General features: G+C 74.8%; 11 protein-coding genes. 5 read left to right on the forward strand and 6 right to left on the reverse strand.

The features are described from left to right. Window positions 1-150 precede the first annotated feature (150 nt). Window positions 151-1,740 carry a right-handed parallel beta-helix repeat-containing protein gene (locus tag PHY01_RS09760; RefSeq protein ID WP_141278225.1) on the forward strand — a complete coding sequence of 530 codons (1,590 nt, stop codon included), beginning with the start codon at window positions 151-153 and terminating at the stop codon, window positions 1,738-1,740. Between the two features lie 63 nt (window positions 1,741-1,803). Here PHY01_RS09760 and PHY01_RS09765 read toward each other — a convergent pair whose 3' ends face one another. Beyond that, the gene (locus PHY01_RS09765) at window positions 1,804-2,247 is read right to left on the reverse strand and encodes an Hsp20/alpha crystallin family protein (RefSeq protein WP_141278226.1); all 444 of its coding nucleotides are present in this window, start codon (window positions 2,245-2,247) and stop codon (window positions 1,804-1,806) included. A gap of 189 nt (window positions 2,248-2,436) precedes the next feature. Here PHY01_RS09765 and PHY01_RS09770 point away from each other — a divergent pair, with 189 nt between their 5' ends. After that, window positions 2,437-3,246 (forward strand): NAD(P)H-binding protein, encoded by an 810-nt coding sequence (locus tag PHY01_RS09770; protein WP_141278227.1) that lies wholly within the window; start codon window positions 2,437-2,439, stop codon window positions 3,244-3,246. Between the two features lie 12 nt (window positions 3,247-3,258). On the opposite strand, the gene PHY01_RS09775 is transcribed toward PHY01_RS09770, so the two are convergent. Next, window positions 3,259-4,719, reverse strand: a complete 1,461-nt coding sequence (locus PHY01_RS09775; RefSeq protein ID WP_141278228.1) for a protein adenylyltransferase SelO — start codon at window positions 4,717-4,719, stop codon at window positions 3,259-3,261. Window positions 4,720-4,728: 9 nt separating this feature from the next. Further along, entirely contained in the window at window positions 4,729-5,514 is a 786-nt protein-coding gene (locus tag PHY01_RS09780; protein WP_141278229.1) for a class I SAM-dependent methyltransferase, read from the reverse strand. 168 nt (window positions 5,515-5,682) lie between these two features. On the opposite strand from PHY01_RS09780, the gene PHY01_RS09785 reads away from it, so the two are divergent. Both PHY01_RS09785 and PHY01_RS09790 read left to right on the forward strand, forming a co-directional pair. Further along, window positions 5,683-6,921: a cytochrome P450 gene (locus PHY01_RS09785; RefSeq protein ID WP_141278230.1), complete on the forward strand. Its 1,239-nt coding sequence runs from the start codon at window positions 5,683-5,685 to the stop codon at window positions 6,919-6,921. 11 nt (window positions 6,922-6,932) lie between these two features. Next, entirely contained in the window at window positions 6,933-8,432 is a 1,500-nt protein-coding gene (locus tag PHY01_RS09790; protein ID WP_141278231.1) for a hypothetical protein, read from the forward strand. Window positions 8,433-8,457: 25 nt separating this feature from the next. Here the strand turns inward: PHY01_RS09790 and PHY01_RS09795 are convergent, their stop codons facing one another. Together PHY01_RS09795 and PHY01_RS09800 are read right to left on the reverse strand one after the other, a co-directional pair. Then, the gene (locus PHY01_RS09795) at window positions 8,458-9,993 is read right to left on the reverse strand and encodes a putative bifunctional diguanylate cyclase/phosphodiesterase (RefSeq protein ID WP_141278232.1); all 1,536 of its coding nucleotides are present in this window, start codon (window positions 9,991-9,993) and stop codon (window positions 8,458-8,460) included. Further along, window positions 9,977-10,369 carry a DUF7793 family protein gene (locus PHY01_RS09800; protein WP_218030077.1) on the reverse strand — a complete coding sequence of 131 codons (393 nt, stop codon included), beginning with the start codon at window positions 10,367-10,369 and terminating at the stop codon, window positions 9,977-9,979. The genes PHY01_RS09795 and PHY01_RS09800 overlap by 17 nt, the downstream gene beginning before the upstream one ends. Before the next feature lie 213 nt (window positions 10,370-10,582). On the opposite strand from PHY01_RS09800, the gene PHY01_RS09805 reads away from it, so the two are divergent. After that, window positions 10,583-14,644, forward strand: a complete 4,062-nt coding sequence (locus PHY01_RS09805; RefSeq protein WP_218030078.1) for a bifunctional nitrate reductase/sulfite reductase flavoprotein subunit alpha — start codon at window positions 10,583-10,585, stop codon at window positions 14,642-14,644. Window positions 14,645-14,653: 9 nt separating this feature from the next. On the opposite strand, the gene PHY01_RS09810 is transcribed toward PHY01_RS09805, so the two are convergent. Further along, window positions 14,654-15,253, reverse strand: a complete 600-nt coding sequence (locus PHY01_RS09810; RefSeq protein WP_170183732.1) for a thioredoxin-like domain-containing protein — start codon at window positions 15,251-15,253, stop codon at window positions 14,654-14,656. Window positions 15,254-15,556 lie beyond the last annotated feature (303 nt).

Consider the following 15,556-nt stretch of genomic DNA (forward strand, 5'->3'; position numbering starts at 1 on the left):
CCCACGGGGAGCCCGGTCCGGCCGGGACCACTACTCTCGTGGGCGAGCCCGTTCCTCGTGACTTCATCCCCGGACGTGGCGGTGTGCGGTACGGCGGATCGCCGTCGATGTGCTGCGGTGCCGGCCCCGGTCTGCCCTCCAGAAGGACGCATGCACCCCAACAGCCCGCCGCAGCCCGGTCCACCCGCCCGCCCGCCGAACGCCCCGCACGGCGAGCCGGCCGGTGGCCCGCCGCCGGTGCCGTACCAGGACCCGCCCACCGTGCCGCAGCAGGCGCTCGCGGGCGCGCCCACCGGCGTCGACCCCACCGGCGTCGACCCCACCGGCGTCGACCCCACCGGCGTCGACCCCGACGAGTCCGCCCCGCCGCCGCCCCGCCGGCGCAGGCGCCTCCTCGTCGTGCTCGCCGTCCTGGTCGCGGTCGCGGCGGTCGTCGCCGCGATCCTGGTGACGACGGGGTCGGACGGCACCTCACCCGGTGCCGACGGCGCGCTCGGGCCGGCCGCGGGTTCCGCGCTGGGCGAGGAGCGCGGTCGCCGGCCGATCACGCAGATCGAACCGTCGGGCGGGCGGCAGCTCACCGTCGCGCAGGACGGGTCGGGGCAGTTCGGCACGATCGCCGACGCCGCCCGCGAGGCGCGGCCCGGCGACACGGTGGTGATCGCGGCGGGCACCTACGAGGGACCGCTCGACATCCCCACCGACGGGGCCCCGGACGCCTACATCACCTACCACGCGGCCCCCGGCGCCGAGGTCGTGCTGACGGGCGAGGCCGACGGCCAAGGGCTGGTACAGCTCGAGGACCGGCAGTGGATTCGCTTCGTCGGCATCACGATCCGCGACTCGTCCGCCCACGGCCTCTACGCCGCAGGGTCGAGCAACATCGTGCTGCAGGACGTCGAGATCGACGGCACGCAGGACGGCGGCGCGGTGTTCATCGACGGGGCCGACGTGCGGGTGCTGAACTCGGAGGTCCGCGGCACCAACGCCCGGGGCCTCGAGGCGGAGAACGAGGCAGTCTCCTTCTCCGGCGTCGACGGTTTCGAGATTGCCTGGAGCATCGTCGAGGACAACGGCGAGGAGGGCATCGACGCGAAGTACGAGGCCCGCAACGGCAGCATCCACGACAACCTGACGCGCGCCAACCGCGGGCCGAACATCTACATCGACGGCGCGAACAACGTCGCGGTCTTCAACAACGAGGTGCTCGACGCCACGGGGGAGACCAAGGCGGGCATCTCCCTGGGCATCGAGGACCTCTCCGAGACCCGCAGCACCGCCGCGATCGAGATCTACAACAACGTGATCAGCGGCAACGACGGCGGGATCAGCTTCTTCGTGGAGTCCGAGGGCACCTTCTCCGACATCTCGATCATCAACAACACGATCGTCGACAACAGCGGCGCGGGCATCGACCCGCAGGACCACTCCTTCGCGGGCACGAACGTGCTGCGCAACAACGTCGTCACCGGCCACGACCGCGACGGGGCCGGGGACATGGATGTCTTCGCCGCCGACCGCAACCTGTTCGGCGACGCGCCGGTCGGGACCGATCCGGTCGAGGGCGAGGTGCTGTTCGCCGACGCGGAGAACGGCGACTACCGGCTGGCCGAGGGCTCGGCCGGGATCGACGCCGGCTCGTCGGACGGCGTGCCGCAGTCGGACCTGCTGGGTGCGGCCCGGCCCGAGGGGGAGGTCGACCTCGGGGCCTACGAGGGGGCGGTCGTCCCCGAGGGGTGACGCCGCACCCTCCCGGCCGTCACGGCGCGGGCCCGGCCGGTGCGGCCGGGCCCCGCGTGGTGCTCAGGCGTCGATGCGCCGCTGTCCGGCGTCGGCGTCGGTGATGGGGATCCGGCGTGGCTTCGCCTTCTCGGCGATCGGGATGTGCAGCGTCAGGACCCCGGCGTCGTAGGAGGCGTCGATGCGGGTCGTGTCGAGGGTGTCGCCCAGGAACAGCTGCCGGGAGAACACCCCGAGCGGCCGTTCGGACACCTGCATCTCGACGTGCTCGCCGGACGCGACGGGGCGCCGCTCGGCCTTGACGGTCAGCACGTTGTGTTCCACGTCGAGCTCGATGGCGTCGGGGGACACCCCGGGGAGGTCGAACGCGACGACGAACCGGTCGCCGTCGCGGTAGGCGTCCATCGCCATCGCGGTGGGCCGGCTCCAGGTCCCCGGGCTGCCGGTGCCGAACACCTGCTGGGTGAATCGGTCCAGCTCACGGAAGGGGTCGGTGCGCATCAGCATCGCGGGCCACTCCTCTCATGGTCGACAAGGCGGCGATGCTCCGGCGGCCGGGCCGCGCGGATATCTGCAACGATAACTACAGACTTTCCCGGTGGCAAGTGCAGGACATCTGGTGTTCCGACTGGAGTCGGACGGACCCTCCACGTCACCGGTGCACCGCGGCGGCCCGGCCGCCTAGGGTCGCGACCCATGACGATCCTGGTGACCGGCGCGACGGCCAACATCGGGCGCCGGGTGGTCGACCACCTCGTGGCCGCGGGTGCGGGGCCGGTGCGGGCCCTGACCGTCGATCCCGGACGGGCCGCGCTGCCCGCCGGCGTGGAGGTCGCGCGGGGCTCCCTGCGGCGGCCGGGGACGTTGCCCGCCGCGTTCGCGGGCGTCGACCGGATGTACCTCGCGCCGACGCCCGAGGGTTCCGCCGACGCGCTGCGCCTGGCCCGCGACGCCGGCGTCACCCGCGTCGTCGACCTCTCCGGCGAGCCGGTGACGTGGTGGGGGGCGGTGTCGAGCGCCGTCGAGGACAGCGGTCTGGCCTGGACCCACCTGTGGCCCGGTGACTTCATGGAGAACTCGCTGGGCTGGGCGGCGCAGGTCGCCGCGACCCGGACCGTCCGCGAGCCCTGGCCGCACGGCCGCAGCGCCCCGATCGCCATGGACGACATCGCCCGCGTCGCGGCGTCCCTGCTGCTCTCGGGCGACCACGTCGGTGCGGCTCTGTCGCTCACCGGGCCCGAGGTGCTCACCCGCGTCGAGCTCGCCGACCGGATCGGTGACGCGGTCGGCGCGCCCGTGGAGTTCGTGACCGTCACCCGCGACGAGGCCGTCGCCGGGCTCGCCGGCGAGATGGGCGAGGACGCCGCCTGGTATGTCGACACGATCCTGGCCGGGTGCGTCGACAACCCGGTGCGGGCGAACCGGCTCGTCGAGGACGTCACCGGCCGCCCCGCCACCACCTTCGCGGCCTGGGCACGGGCGAACGCGACGACCTTCGCCGGGTAGCGGGGGACCGGCTCAGGTGCCGCAGAAGGTGACGTAGGGGACGGCGTCGGGAGGAGTGGCGGCGTAGGCGTCCAGGCCCGGTCGCTCGGTGAACGGGTCGCGCACGACGTCGACCAGGCGGTGGAACGGACCGAGGTCGCCCGTGGTGGCCGCGGTGAGCGCCTCCTCGACGAGGTGGTTGCGCGGGATGTAGACCGGGTTGACGCGGTCCATCGCCGCCGCCGTGCCCGCGCGGTCGGCGGGCAGCAGGGCGTCGCGGCGGGCGGCCCAGTCCTCGAACGGCGCGCGGTCGGTGAACAGGTCCCGGGCGGTGCCGGCCGAGAGCGCGCGGAAGAACGAGGTGAAGTCGACGCGCTGGGCGCGCAGCAGCTCCAGCAGGTCGGCCACCAGCTCGGGGTCGGGCCGGGACAGGCCGAGCTTCGCGGCCATGCCGTCGGCCATGTGCCGCTGGTACTCCGTCGCGAACCCGCCCAGCACGTCGGTGGCCGCCTGTACCGCGGCATCGGTGTCGCCGTCGGGCAGCTCGGCCGCGATCAGCGGGAGCAGCGCCTCGGCCAGCCGCGCGAGGTTCCACTGCGCCGCCGCGGGCTGGTTGCCGTAGGCGTAGCGCCCGCCCGAGTCGATCGAGCTGAACACCGTGGCCGGGTCGAAGACGTCGAGGAACGCGCAGGGTCCGTAGTCGATCGTCTCCCCGGAGATCGTCGTGTTGTCGGTGTTCATGACGCCGTGCACGAAGCCCACGAGCATCCACCGGGCGACGAGCTCGGCCTGGGCGTGCACGACGGCGCGGTAGAACCCGAGCACCGAGTCGGCGCCGGGGTGGTGGCGGTCCATGGCGTGGTCGGCGAGCGCACGCAGGACGCCGGGGGCGCCGTCGGGGGAGGCGTCGAGCGCGGCGGCGTACTGGAACGTGCCCACCCGCAGGTGGCTCGCGGCGACCCGGCACAGCACCGCCCCCGGCAGCGGGCCCTGCTCGCGCAGGATCTCCTCGCCGGTGGCGACGACGGCCAGCGACCGGGTGGTCGGGATGCCCAGGGCGTGCATCGCCTCGCTGATCGCGTACTCGCGCAGCATCGGGCCCACGGCCGCCCGGCCGTCGCCGCCGCGGGCGAACGGGGTGCGCCCCGACCCCTTGAGGTGCAGGTCACGGCGCTGGCCCGCGGTGTCGGTCAGCTCGCCGAGCAGCAGCGCCCTGCCGTCGCCCAGGCGCGGCTGGTAGCCGCCGAACTGGTGGCCGGCGTAGGCCTGCGCGACGGGCGTGGCGCTCTCGGGGAGCTCGTGGCCGAGCAGCGTCTCCACCCCGGCCGGCTCGCGCAGCGCGTCGGCGTCGACGCCCAGCTCGGTGGCCAGCGCCTCGTTGAGCACCAGCAGCCGCGGCTCGGGCGCCGGCGCGGCTGTCCAGGGGACGGACAGGGCGGGCAGTGCGCGGGCGTAGGAGTCGTCGAGGTCGAGCAGCGTCCGGGCGACGGTCATGCCCCGAGGCTACGTGCGCCGCCGCAGGACGGCGACGAGCCCGGGGATGCTGTCGGCGCTGCCCGCACGTCCCATCGGCACGGTGGCGATGCGCGCGTCCACGTCGGTGTGGACGTGGGTCCACGCGGTGGGCGGGAAGGCGGCGGCGAGCTCGGTGGTGCCGAACGTCGTGGGCCGGGGGATGCCCGCGGAGATCGCCACGGCGAGCGGGTGCGGGACCCCGGCGGCGCCCGCGCCCAGGTTCTCCAGGTAGCCCAGCAGCGGGCCGGGGTAGTTCGTCTCGGCCACCAGCAGCGTCCCGCGGTCGCCCAGCAGGTCCGCGGCGTTGGCCGCCAGCCGCAGCCGCGCCGGCGGGTCGAGGGTGTGCAGCAGCCCGCGGACGAACACGTGGCACCCGCCGAGGTCGGCCGCCAGCGCCGCGCCGGCCCCGGGCGCGGTCATGTCGGCCGTGCGGAACTCCACACCGGGCGGGCTCTCGCGGCGGGCCCTGGCGACCGCGGAGGCCGCCAGGTCGACCCCGACGGCGCGCGGGAAACGCCCGGCCAACGCCCGGGTGAACCGGCCGTTGCCGCAGCCCACGTCGACGACGGGCAGGCCGGGGTCGGCGTGGGCGGCGAGCAGGTCGAGATAGCGCTGCGCCTCGTCGGAGCTGCTGGAGTCCCACAGGACGTCACCGCCGTCACCGGTGGCGGTGACCCCGGCCCAGTAGCGGTCCCAGCGCGTCGACACGTCGCGGGGCGCGCGCAACCCGAGCCGGACGAGGTGCGGCACCAGCAACGCCCGGTTCCACCACATGCGCGCCTCCCCGCCGGATACGGACCTCGGCCTGTGGTGGAGGTCGCCCGGGTCGTCGACTCGTCCGTCCGGGCCATTCGACCACGAGATCCTCCGTTTTGTGTAGTCGATTGACTACAGTGAGATATCGACCGAGTGACCACGACCGTGCAGGAGTGATCGAGGTTGATGCCGTCAGCGACCGTCCCCGGCTCCCGGTACGACCTCCTGCGACCCGGCCTCTACCTCGATCCGCACGCCCTGCTGCACGAGATGCGCGAACGGGCGCCGGTGCACTTCGGCCCGGAGGTCGACGCCTGGGTGCTCACCCGCTACGACGACGTGGGCGCGGCCCTGCGCGACCCGCGCTTCCACGCCGTGGAGGAGCACAAGAAGGTCGAGGCGCTGCCCGCGGAGCGCCAGCAGGAGCTGGCCCCGCTGCGCCGGATCTTCACCGAGTGGGGCGGGCGCGACGACCCCGCCGCCCACGAGGTGTTCCTGCGGGCCATGAAGAAGCACTTCACGCCGCGCCGTGTGTCGGAGCAGCGGCCCGTCGTCGAGGCGCTGATGGACGGCCTGCTGGGTGCCGCGCTCGCCCGCGGCGGCGTCGTGGACGTGGTGAACGACCTCGCCCACCCGCTGTCGATGGGGGTGGTGTGCCACCTGCTGGGCCTGCCGCGCGACGAGGTCGACCTCGAGCTGATGCTGGAGGCGTCGCAGTCGATCTCCCAGCTGCTGGAGATGGGCGAGCCCGACCAGCTGCACCGCTCCCAGGACGGGATGCTCGCGATGGGGGAGTTCCTCGCCCCCCACGTCGACGCCGCCCGCCGCGGCCGCGGGTCGGGGCTGCTCGAGGTCATGGCGGGGCCGGGCTCGGCGCTGCGCTACTCCGACGCCGAGGTCGTGTCGCAGGGCATCATGTTCACCGTCGTCGGCTACCACACCACGGCGAACCTGCTGGCCAACGGCATCCAGCTGCTCTTCGACCACCCCGACCAGCGGGCGCTGCTGCAGGCCGACCTGTCGCTGCTCCCGGCGGCGTTCGACGAGATGATGCGCTTCCACGGCCCGGTGTCGACCATCCGCCGGATGGTGCTGGAGGACGTGCCGCTGCGCGGGCGGGTGATCCGCCGCGGCGACACCGTGATGCTGGCCCTGCTCGCCGCCAACCGCGACCCGGCGGTGTTCTCCGACCCCGACGAGTTCCGCATCGGCCGCCGGGACGCGCACCGGCACGTCGGCTTCACCGTGGGGCCCTACAGCTGCATGGGCCAGGCGCTGGCCCGGCTGGAGGGCGAGGTGTTCTTCCGCGCCCTGCTCACCCGCTGCCCGCACATGGCGCCGGCCGACCCCACCCCGGACTGGACGGTGTTCCGGCCGCTGGGCCGCGAGCTGCGGACGCTGCGCGTGCACCCCGGCGGGCGGTAGCGGTGCGGGAGGTGCTGGCCGCGATCGCCGAGCGACGGGCCGGGATCGACGCCCACCCGCTCTACCGCTGGATCGGCGACGACACGGTGCCGCTGGAGCAGCGGTTCGTCTTCGCCCCGCTGTTCGCCAACTTCATCCTCGGGTTCCGCGACCTCAACCGCTGGTTCGTGCGCTACCCGCACCCGCGCGACGCCTACGAGGAGGCGATCAACCGCCACTCCGAGGAGGACGAGACGCACGCCGCGCTGTTCCTGGCCGACTGGGCGGAGCTGGGGCTCGACGAGCACCTCGGCTGGGGCGTGGAGGACACCGTCGCCTGGTACTACGCCGCCCCGGAGACCGAGGTGTTCCGCCGCTACGCGATGCGCATCCAGCAGATGTGCGTGCAGACCCCCGACCCGCTGGTCCGGTTCGGGTTCCTGGAGGCCATCGAGACCTGCGGGCACGTGTTCTTCTCCCACACCGCGCCCCCGGCCGCCGAGCTGGCCGCCCGCACCGGTGCCGCGCTGCGCTACTTCGGGCCCTACCACCTGGCCCGGGAGACCGGGGGCCTGATCGACGCCGACGACCTGTTCGAGTCGGTGCGGCTCACCGGGGCGCAGCGCGCGCAGGCGCTGCGGCTGGTGCACGAGGTGTTCGACATGTTCACCGTCAAGAACGACCACCTCCTCGCCTACGCCCGTCGGGTCACCGCGACCCGCTCCGTGCCGAGCCCGGCGGCGGACCTCCGCCGCCGGGCCACCACGGCCGCCCCTGCCCCCACCGCCCCCGCCGCCCCGCCGTCCCCGCGGGCGGCCCCGTCACCGGCGCACCGGCCCGTCGCCGACCGGCTCGCGCGGCGCCGCGCGGCCCTGCGGTCGCACCCGTTCCCGGCCTGGATCTCCGGCGGTGACGCGGCCCCGGCCGACCGGCTCGCGGCGTTCCTGCCGCTGTGGATCCCCGACGTCATGGGCTACGCCGACCTCATGACCTACGCCCTGGCCTACCCCGACCCGTCGACGCCGGCGCAGCGCGCGCTGAACCGGCGCGTGCGCCGCCTCGCCTCGCACCACCGGCTCTTCGCCCGCGACGCGGCCGCGCTGGACCTCGACGGCCGGGTGCGCCTGACCGCGGGGGAGGCGCTGCGGCTGCTCGGGCACGCCCGGTGCACCGACCTGCAACGGCGCAGCGCGGCCGCGTTCGTCACCGCCGCGTTCCGCCACCGCAGCCCGGTCGTGCGGTTCTGGCTGGTGGAGGCCCTGCAGGACAGCGGGGAGGCGTTCTTCCGGCACACCGGCCTGCTCGCCGCCGAGCTGGAGCGCGCCCTGGGCGTCCGGCTGGACTACCTCGCCGACCGCCACGAGCTGGCCCACCCGGAGCTCCCGCCCGACCCGGAGGCCGACGCCGTGGACTTCACCCGCCTGCCGGTGACGCCCGCGGAGCGGGCCGCCGCGCTCGGCGTCGTCGACCTGGTGTTCGACCGGCTGGAGGAGCAGTTCGACCAGTCGCTGCGCCTGGTCGGCGCGGCCTGACCGGTCGGGTCTCCCCGGGGGTGCGTCACGGGGGGTTCATGGCCGCGGACACCACGAGCAGCGCGGTCATGCCCTCGGCGGGCAGCGGCAGGCCCCACAGGTAGCCCTGGCCGTAGCGGCAGCCCAGCGCGCGCAGCCGCTCGGCCTGCTCCGCGGTCTCGACGCCCTCGGCGACGGCCTCCAGGCCGAACGCGTCGACGATGGCGAGGATCGCCGCGGCCACCCGGTGCTGCTGGGGGTCGGTGTCGAGCCCGGTGATCAGCGACCGGTCGATCTTGACGACGTCGAGGAACATGCGGCGCAGGTAGCCGACGGAGGAGTAGCCGGTGCCGAAGTCGTCGATGGCGACGGCGATCCCCGCGGTGCGCAGCTGCTCCAGCGCGCTGAGCGTGCCCGCGTCCTCGCCCATCAGGTGGGACTCGGTCATCTCCAGCACGAGGTCGCCCGGCGGCACGCCGTGCTCGGCCAGGCAGTCCAGCACGCCCTCGGCGAAGCGGGGCGTGCGCAGCTCGATGGGCGAGACGTTGACGTGCATCGCGAACTCGTGCCCCCGCAGGAACCCCGACCGCCAGGCCGCCAGCTGCGCGACGGCGGTGCGCAGCACCCATCGGTCGAGTGCGGTGACCAGGCCGGTGTCCTCGGCGACGCCGACGAACTCGGCGGGTGCGAGCAGGCCGCGCTCGGGGTGCTCCCAGCGGACCAGGGCCTCGACGCCGGTGGTGCGCCCCGTGGTGAGGTCGACGATCGGCTGGTAGTGCACCAGGAGCTGGTCGTCGGCGATGGCGACGCGCAGGTCCTCGGCGAGCAGCACGCGCGACAGCGCCGTCGCGTGCATGCGCGGCTCGTAGACCTGCACCGAGCCGCGCGCGCCGTTCTTCGCCGCGTACATCGCGGTGTCGGCGTCACGCAGCAGGGTGGCGGCGTCCTGGCCGCGCACCGCGAAACACACCCCGATGCTGGCGCTGACCCAGCACGACTGCTCCCCGGCCTGGACGGGGGCCTGCAGCGCCACCCGGATCCGTTCGGCCATCGCGAGCACCTGCTCGTGGCCCGCGTCGACGACGACGAGCGCGAACTCGTCACCGCCGAGGCGGGCCACGGTGTCGGTCTCGCGCACCATCTCCCGCAGGCGGCGGCCGATCTCGACCAGCAGCAGGTCGCCCACCGGGTGCCCGAAGCTGTCGTTGACCGCCTTGAACCCGTCGAGGTCGAGCAGCAGCACCGCGGGCGGCGCCGCACCCCGGTCGGCGTGGGCCATGGCCAGGGAGATCCGGTCGCCCAGCAGCGTCCGGTTGGCGAGCCCGGTCAGCGGGTCGTAGAGCGCGAGGCGCTCCAGCTGCAGGTGCGCCTGCTCCAGCTGCACCGTGCGCTCGGTGACCCGCGCCTCCAGGTCGCCGTTGAGCGCCTGCAGCTCCTCGGCGAGCATGTTGACCCCGACGATGACCGCGTCGATCTCGTCGGCGGCCGGGGACGGCGTCATCCGCGCCCCGGTGTCGCCGGAGGCCAGCTCGACGACCAGCTCGAGCAGCTGGTCGAGCCGGTCGTCAGGCGGGGTCGCCATGGCGCAACCAGGCCACCGCGGCCAGCTCGGAGGTGAAGAACCGGGTCGGCACCGGGGTGGAGCTCACACCGAGGGCGAAGTTGGCGATCACCCGGTCGACCGGGGAGCGCCCCAGCAGCGCGATGCGCGAGGCCGAGCACCGGCGCGTGAACGTCATCCGGGCACCGCGGGTGAGCGCCGCGGTGCCGGTCATGTCGACCAGCAGGGGGCGCTCGCGGTCGGTGTTGGTGAGATCGACCAGCTCCATGGCCCGCCGGGCGAGCGTGTCGGTGATCTGCAGGCCGGGGGACCAGGTGAGCCGCACGATGCCCAGGGGGTCGAGCCGGACCTCCATCAGCCGGTCCGGCTCGGGCGGGCCGTTCACTGCCTCGGACACGGACGCTCCCCCCGGGTGCGGGTCTGCGGATCGGACGGTTGTCGCGGCTCACTCTGGCATCGGGCCGTGCGGCCCGCGTGTTATCCACCGGGCGACGCGGTCACCTGTTGGTGGGACGCTCACCGCGGCCCGGCGCCGCGGTGAGGAAGCCCTCACCGGGCGGCGACCCCGATCGTCACGTGCCGGCAACACGCCGTTCCTACCGTGGCCCGCGTGACCGAGCCGAGCACCGTCCGATCCGTGTGCTCCTACTGCGGCGTCGGGTGCGGGATGGTCCTGCAGATCGGGCGCGACGCGGCCGGGGTACGACGCGTGCAGAAGGTGACGGGGGACCGGGAGCACCCGGCCAACCGCGGCAGGCTGTGCACCAAGGGCGCGAGCATCGCCGAGACGCTCGATGCCCCGGGCCGTCTCGGCACCGCGCTGGTCCGCTCCGGGCGCGGCGGGGAACCGGTGCCCACCGCCGTCGACGAGGCCGTGGCGACCACCGCGCGGCGGCTGCGCGCGATCCTCGACGAGCACGGCCCCGACGCGCTCGCGCTCTACGTGTCCGGCCAGATGACGCTGGAGGCGCAGTACCTGGCCACCAAGCTCGCCAAGGGGTACTGGCGGACCAGCCGGATCGAGTCGAACTCGCGGCTGTGCATGGCGAGCGCGGGTGCCGGCTACCGGCAGTCGCTGGGCTCCGACGCCCCGCCCGGGTCCTACGACGACCTCGACCACGCCGACGTCTTCCTGGTGACCGGGGCCAACATGGCCGACTGCCACCCGATCCTGTTCCTGCGCCTGATGGACCGCGTCCGGGCGGGGGCGAAGCTGATCGTCGTCGACCCTCGCCGCACGGCCACCGCGGCCAAGGCCGACCTGTTCCTGCAGATCCGGCCCGGCACCGATCTCGCCCTGCTCAACGGGCTGTTGCACCTGGTCGTCGAGAACGGGCACGTCGACGACGCGTTCGTCGCCGCGCACACCGAGGGCTGGGCGGAGATGCAGGCGTTCCTGGCCGACTACCCGCCGTCCGCGGTCGCCGCGACCACCGGTCTCGACGAGGACGACGTCCGCACCGCCGCCCGCTGGATCGGCGAGGCGGGGGAGTGGACGAGCCTGTGGACGATGGGGCTCAACCAGAGCACGCACGGCGTCTGGAACACCAACGCCCTGTGCAACCTGCACCTGGCCACCGGCGCGATCCTGCGCCCGGGGTCCGGCCCGTTCTCGCTGACCGGCCAGCCCAACGCCATGGGCGGGCGCGAGATGGGCTACATGGGGCCGGGGCTGCCGGGGCAGCGCTCGGCGCTCGTCGACGCCGACCGCGCGTTCGTCGAGCGGCGGTGGGGGCTGCCGGCCGGGACGCTGCGTGCCGAGGCCGGCTCGGGCACCGTCGACATGTTCGGGCGGATGGCGAGCGGCGAGGTCAAGGCCTGCTGGGTGATCTGCACGAACCCGGTGGCGTCGGTGGCGAACCGGTCCACCGTCGTCGCGGGCCTGGAGGCGGCGGAGCTCGTCGTGGTCTCCGACGTCTACGCCACCGAGACCACCGCCCACGCCGACGTCGTGCTGCCCGCGGCGATGTGGGCCGAGGTCGACGGCGTGCTGGTCAACTCCGAACGCAGCCTCACGTTGCTGCGCCGGGGCGTCGACCCGCCGGGTGAGGCCCTGCCCGACTGGGCGCTCATCGCCAGGGTCGCCTGCGCCATGGGCTACGCCGACGCGTTCACCTACTCCAGCGCGGAGGAGGTGTTCGAGGAGATCCGGGGCTTCGCGAACCCGGACACCGGCTACGACCTGCGCGGGGTCACCTACGAGCGGCTGCGCGCGTCGCCGGTGCAGTGGCCGGCCGGGCCCGGCTCGGCCGAGCGCAACCCCACCCGCTACCTCGACGCCGACGGGCGCCCGTCCTTCGCCACCCCGTCGGGGCGCGCGGCCTTCCTGCCCCGCCCGCACCTGCCCGCCGCGGAGCTGCCCGACGACGGGTTCCCGTTCGTGCTCAACACCGGCCGCGTGCAGCACCAGTGGCACACCCTGACCCGGACCGGGAAGGTCGCGACGCTCAACCGGCTCGATCCCGGCCCGTTCGTCGAGATCCACCCCGACGACGCCCGCGCGCACGGCATCGCGGAGGGCGACGCGGTCGCGGTGGTGTCGCGGCGCGGCCGGGCCATGCTCCCCGCGGTGCTCACCGACCGCGTGCGGCCCGGCGACTGCTTCGCGCCGTTCCACTGGAACGACCTGTTCGGCGAGCAGCTAGCCGTCAACGCCGTCACCAACGACGCGGTGGACCCGGTGTCGCTGCAGCCGGAGTTCAAGGCCTGCGCCGTGGCGCTGGTGCGGGTGGGGTCGGCGGCCGACGTCGTGCCGCTGCGCCCGCCACCCGGCCTGCCCGCGCCGGCCCTGCCCGGCGCTGCCCTGCCCGCCGGGCCGGACGGAGACGGCCGCCGCGCGGCCCTGGCGGAGGCGCTCGGCCTCGCCGACGAGCGGGCGCCCGAGCTCGACGCCGCCGAGCGCCGGTACCTGGCCGGGTTCCTCGCCGGGATCGGGCCGGACCCGGACGGGGTGCCGGTGCTGCCGCGCGGGGCCCCGCTGGGACCGGGCACGACGTCGTGGGTGAACGGGCTGCTGGCCGGTGCGTACTCCCGGGTCGCCGCTCCCGCGCCCGTCGCCGGCGCCCCGCCGGGGCGTCCGGTGCTGGTCCTGTGGGCATCCCAGACGGGCAACGCCGAGGACCTCGCCGGTGCCGTCGCCCGGCGGTTGGCGGCGGCCGGGAGGGCGCCGCGGCTGCGGAGCATGGCCGACTGCGGCCCCGCCGACGTGCCCGCGGGCGCCGACCTGCTCGTCGTCAGCTCCACCTTCGGCGACGGCGAGGCGCCCGACGTCGGCGCGGGGTTCTGGGACGCGCTGGCCGACCCGGAACTGGGCCCGTTCGACGACGTCCGGTTCGCGGTGCTGGCCCTGGGCGACTCCAGCTACAGCGACTTCTGCGGCCACGGCCGCCGCCTCGACACCCGCCTCGCCGAGCTGGGCGGCACCCGGCTGGTGCCGCGCGTGGACTGCGAGCCGGACTTCGACGACCCGGCAGGCGCATGGCTCGACGGCGTCGTCGCCGCGCTCGACCCGGGCACCCCGGTCCGCCCGGCCGCCCCCGCCCCGGCCCCCCGGTCCGCCCCCGCCCCGGTCGCGGCCCGCCTGACCGGCAACCGTCTGCTCAGCCTGCCGGGATCGGCGAAGGAGGTGCGGCGGTTCAGCCTCGACGTCGGTGACGCCGACCTGGCCTATGAGGCCGGTGACGCGCTGAGCGTGCGCCCGGCCAACCATCCCGAGCTGGTACGGGAGTGGCTGGAGCTGACCGGGCTCGACCCCGACACCTCCGTCGACCTCGGCGGGGACGTGGGCGAGGTCGGGTTCGGCGAGGCGTTGCACCGGCACCTCGACGTCACCCGGATCACCACCGATCTGCTGGCCTTCGTCGCCGACCGCACCGCCGACCGCGAGCTCCAGGACCTGACCCGGCGCGGCAACACCGTCGAGTTCGCGAAGTGGTCGTGGGACCGGCACGCCGCCGACGTCGTCGCCGAGTACCCGGTGCGGGCCGCCGCCCAGGACTGGGTGCGGGCCCTGCGGCGCCTGCAGCCCCGGCTGTACTCGATCTCGTCGAGCCCGCTGTCGAGCCCGCGCGAGGTGAGCCTGACGGTCTCGGTGGTGCGGTTCGCCAGCCGTCGTGGCGTGGCCCGCCGCGGGGTGTGCTCGACGTTCCTCGCCGACACCCCCGGCGAGCACGCCGTGCCGACGTTCGTGCGGCCCTCGCCGGGGTTCCGGCCGCCCGCCGACCCGTCGACGCCGATGGTGATGGTGGGTCCCGGGACCGGGGTGGCGCCGTTCGTGGGCTTCCTGGAGGAGCGCCGCGCCCGCGGTCACACCGGGCGGAACTGGCTGTTCTTCGGCGAGCAGCGCCGGGCCACCGACTTCTACTACCGCGAGGAGATCGAGGCGTTCCGGGCCGGGGGCGGGCTGCACCGGCTCGACCTCGCGTTCTCCCGCGACCAGCGGGCCAAGGTCTACGTCCAGGACCGGATGCGCGAGCAGGGCGCGCGGCTGTGGAGCTGGCTGCAGGACGGCGCACACCTCTACGTCTGCGGCGACGCGGCCCGGATGGCGAAGGACGTCGACCGGGCGCTGCGCGACGTCGTCGCCGCGCACGGTGGGCTCGACGAGGAGCGGGCCGGTGCCTACGTCGCGCGGCTGGCGGCCGACAAGCGCTACGTCCGCGACGTGTACTGACCGCGCCGCCTACCCGGTGCAGCCGGCCGCGGTGCCGGGGGCCGTGGCGGGGTTGCCGGCCAGGGCGCGGATGAACTGCTCGAAGCGCGGGTCGTCGGGGGTGTCGAGGGCCAGGCGGTGCCCCCACGCCTGGAGCGAGATCGGGCTGTCGAGACCGGGGTAGGGCGACATGAACAGGTCGTCGGCGTCGGTGACCCGGGTGGCGGCGAGGGCCTGCACCGTGGTCGGGGCGGTGCGGGCGGGGTCGTAGGTGATCCAGACCGCGCCCCGTTCCAGCGCGTGCACGGCGTCGGCGTCGGCGACCGGTTCGGCGTGGGCGACGCCGTCGCAGGCCGCGAACCCCGGCCCGTGCGCGCCCCCGACCGGCGGCGTGCCCGGCCCCGGCCCGATGACGATCCCGGAGATCCGGGTCGACGGGTCGGGATCCTGCGCGGACGGGGTGAACGACGCCAGCTCGCGCTCGGCCTCGGACGGGATCAGCGTGCCGACCGCGACCGACCCGAACGACACCGCGGCCACCACCAGCACCAGCGGACCCGCGAACCGCGACCAGCGGCCCGTGGGGGAGCCGTCCTCCGGTGGGTGGGTCGGACGGTCGGGACGGGTCACGGGACTCCTCTGTGCGCGGGGGCTCGATCCTCCACCACCCGCACCCGCCCCCGCACCCGCACCCGCACTCCGCCCGGATGCAGGCCGGCCCGCCGTCGGGTCGAGCAGCACCGGCCCGAATGCCCGCCCCTACGCGCACTTCCGCGACGTGATCCCCGGCCTGCTCCGGGGCGAGCAGGTCGGTCGGGCGGACCGCGGTTGCCGATCGGCCGGTCCCGGGCAGCTATCTGGTTCCGTTCAGCCGCGGTGGTCGTGGGGTTCGGTGCGGTAGGTGTGCCCGGTCGGGGTGGTCCACTCCACCGA

The sequence above is a fragment of the Pseudonocardia hydrocarbonoxydans genome (genome assembly GCF_006539565.1).
In the GTDB taxonomy this organism is placed as follows: Bacteria; Actinomycetota; Actinomycetes; order Mycobacteriales; family Pseudonocardiaceae; genus Pseudonocardia; species Pseudonocardia hydrocarbonoxydans.

Bases quoted from the DNA above. Each gene is read 5' to 3' on its own strand.
- PHY01_RS09760 (WP_141278225.1), top strand. From the start codon at position 151: ATGCACCCCAACAGCCCGCCGCAGCCCGGTCCACCCGCCCGCCCGCCG.
- PHY01_RS09765 (WP_141278226.1), bottom strand. From the start codon at position 2,247: ATGCTGATGCGCACCGACCCCTTCCGTGAGCTGGACCGATTCACCCAG.
- PHY01_RS09770 (WP_141278227.1), top strand. From the start codon at position 2,437: ATGACGATCCTGGTGACCGGCGCGACGGCCAACATCGGGCGCCGGGTG.
- PHY01_RS09775 (WP_141278228.1), bottom strand. From the start codon at position 4,719: ATGACCGTCGCCCGGACGCTGCTCGACCTCGACGACTCCTACGCCCGC.
- PHY01_RS09780 (WP_141278229.1), bottom strand. From the start codon at position 5,514: ATGTGGTGGAACCGGGCGTTGCTGGTGCCGCACCTCGTCCGGCTCGGG.
- PHY01_RS09785 (WP_141278230.1), top strand. From the start codon at position 5,683: ATGCCGTCAGCGACCGTCCCCGGCTCCCGGTACGACCTCCTGCGACCC.
- PHY01_RS09795 (WP_141278232.1), bottom strand. From the start codon at position 9,993: ATGGCGACCCCGCCTGACGACCGGCTCGACCAGCTGCTCGAGCTGGTC.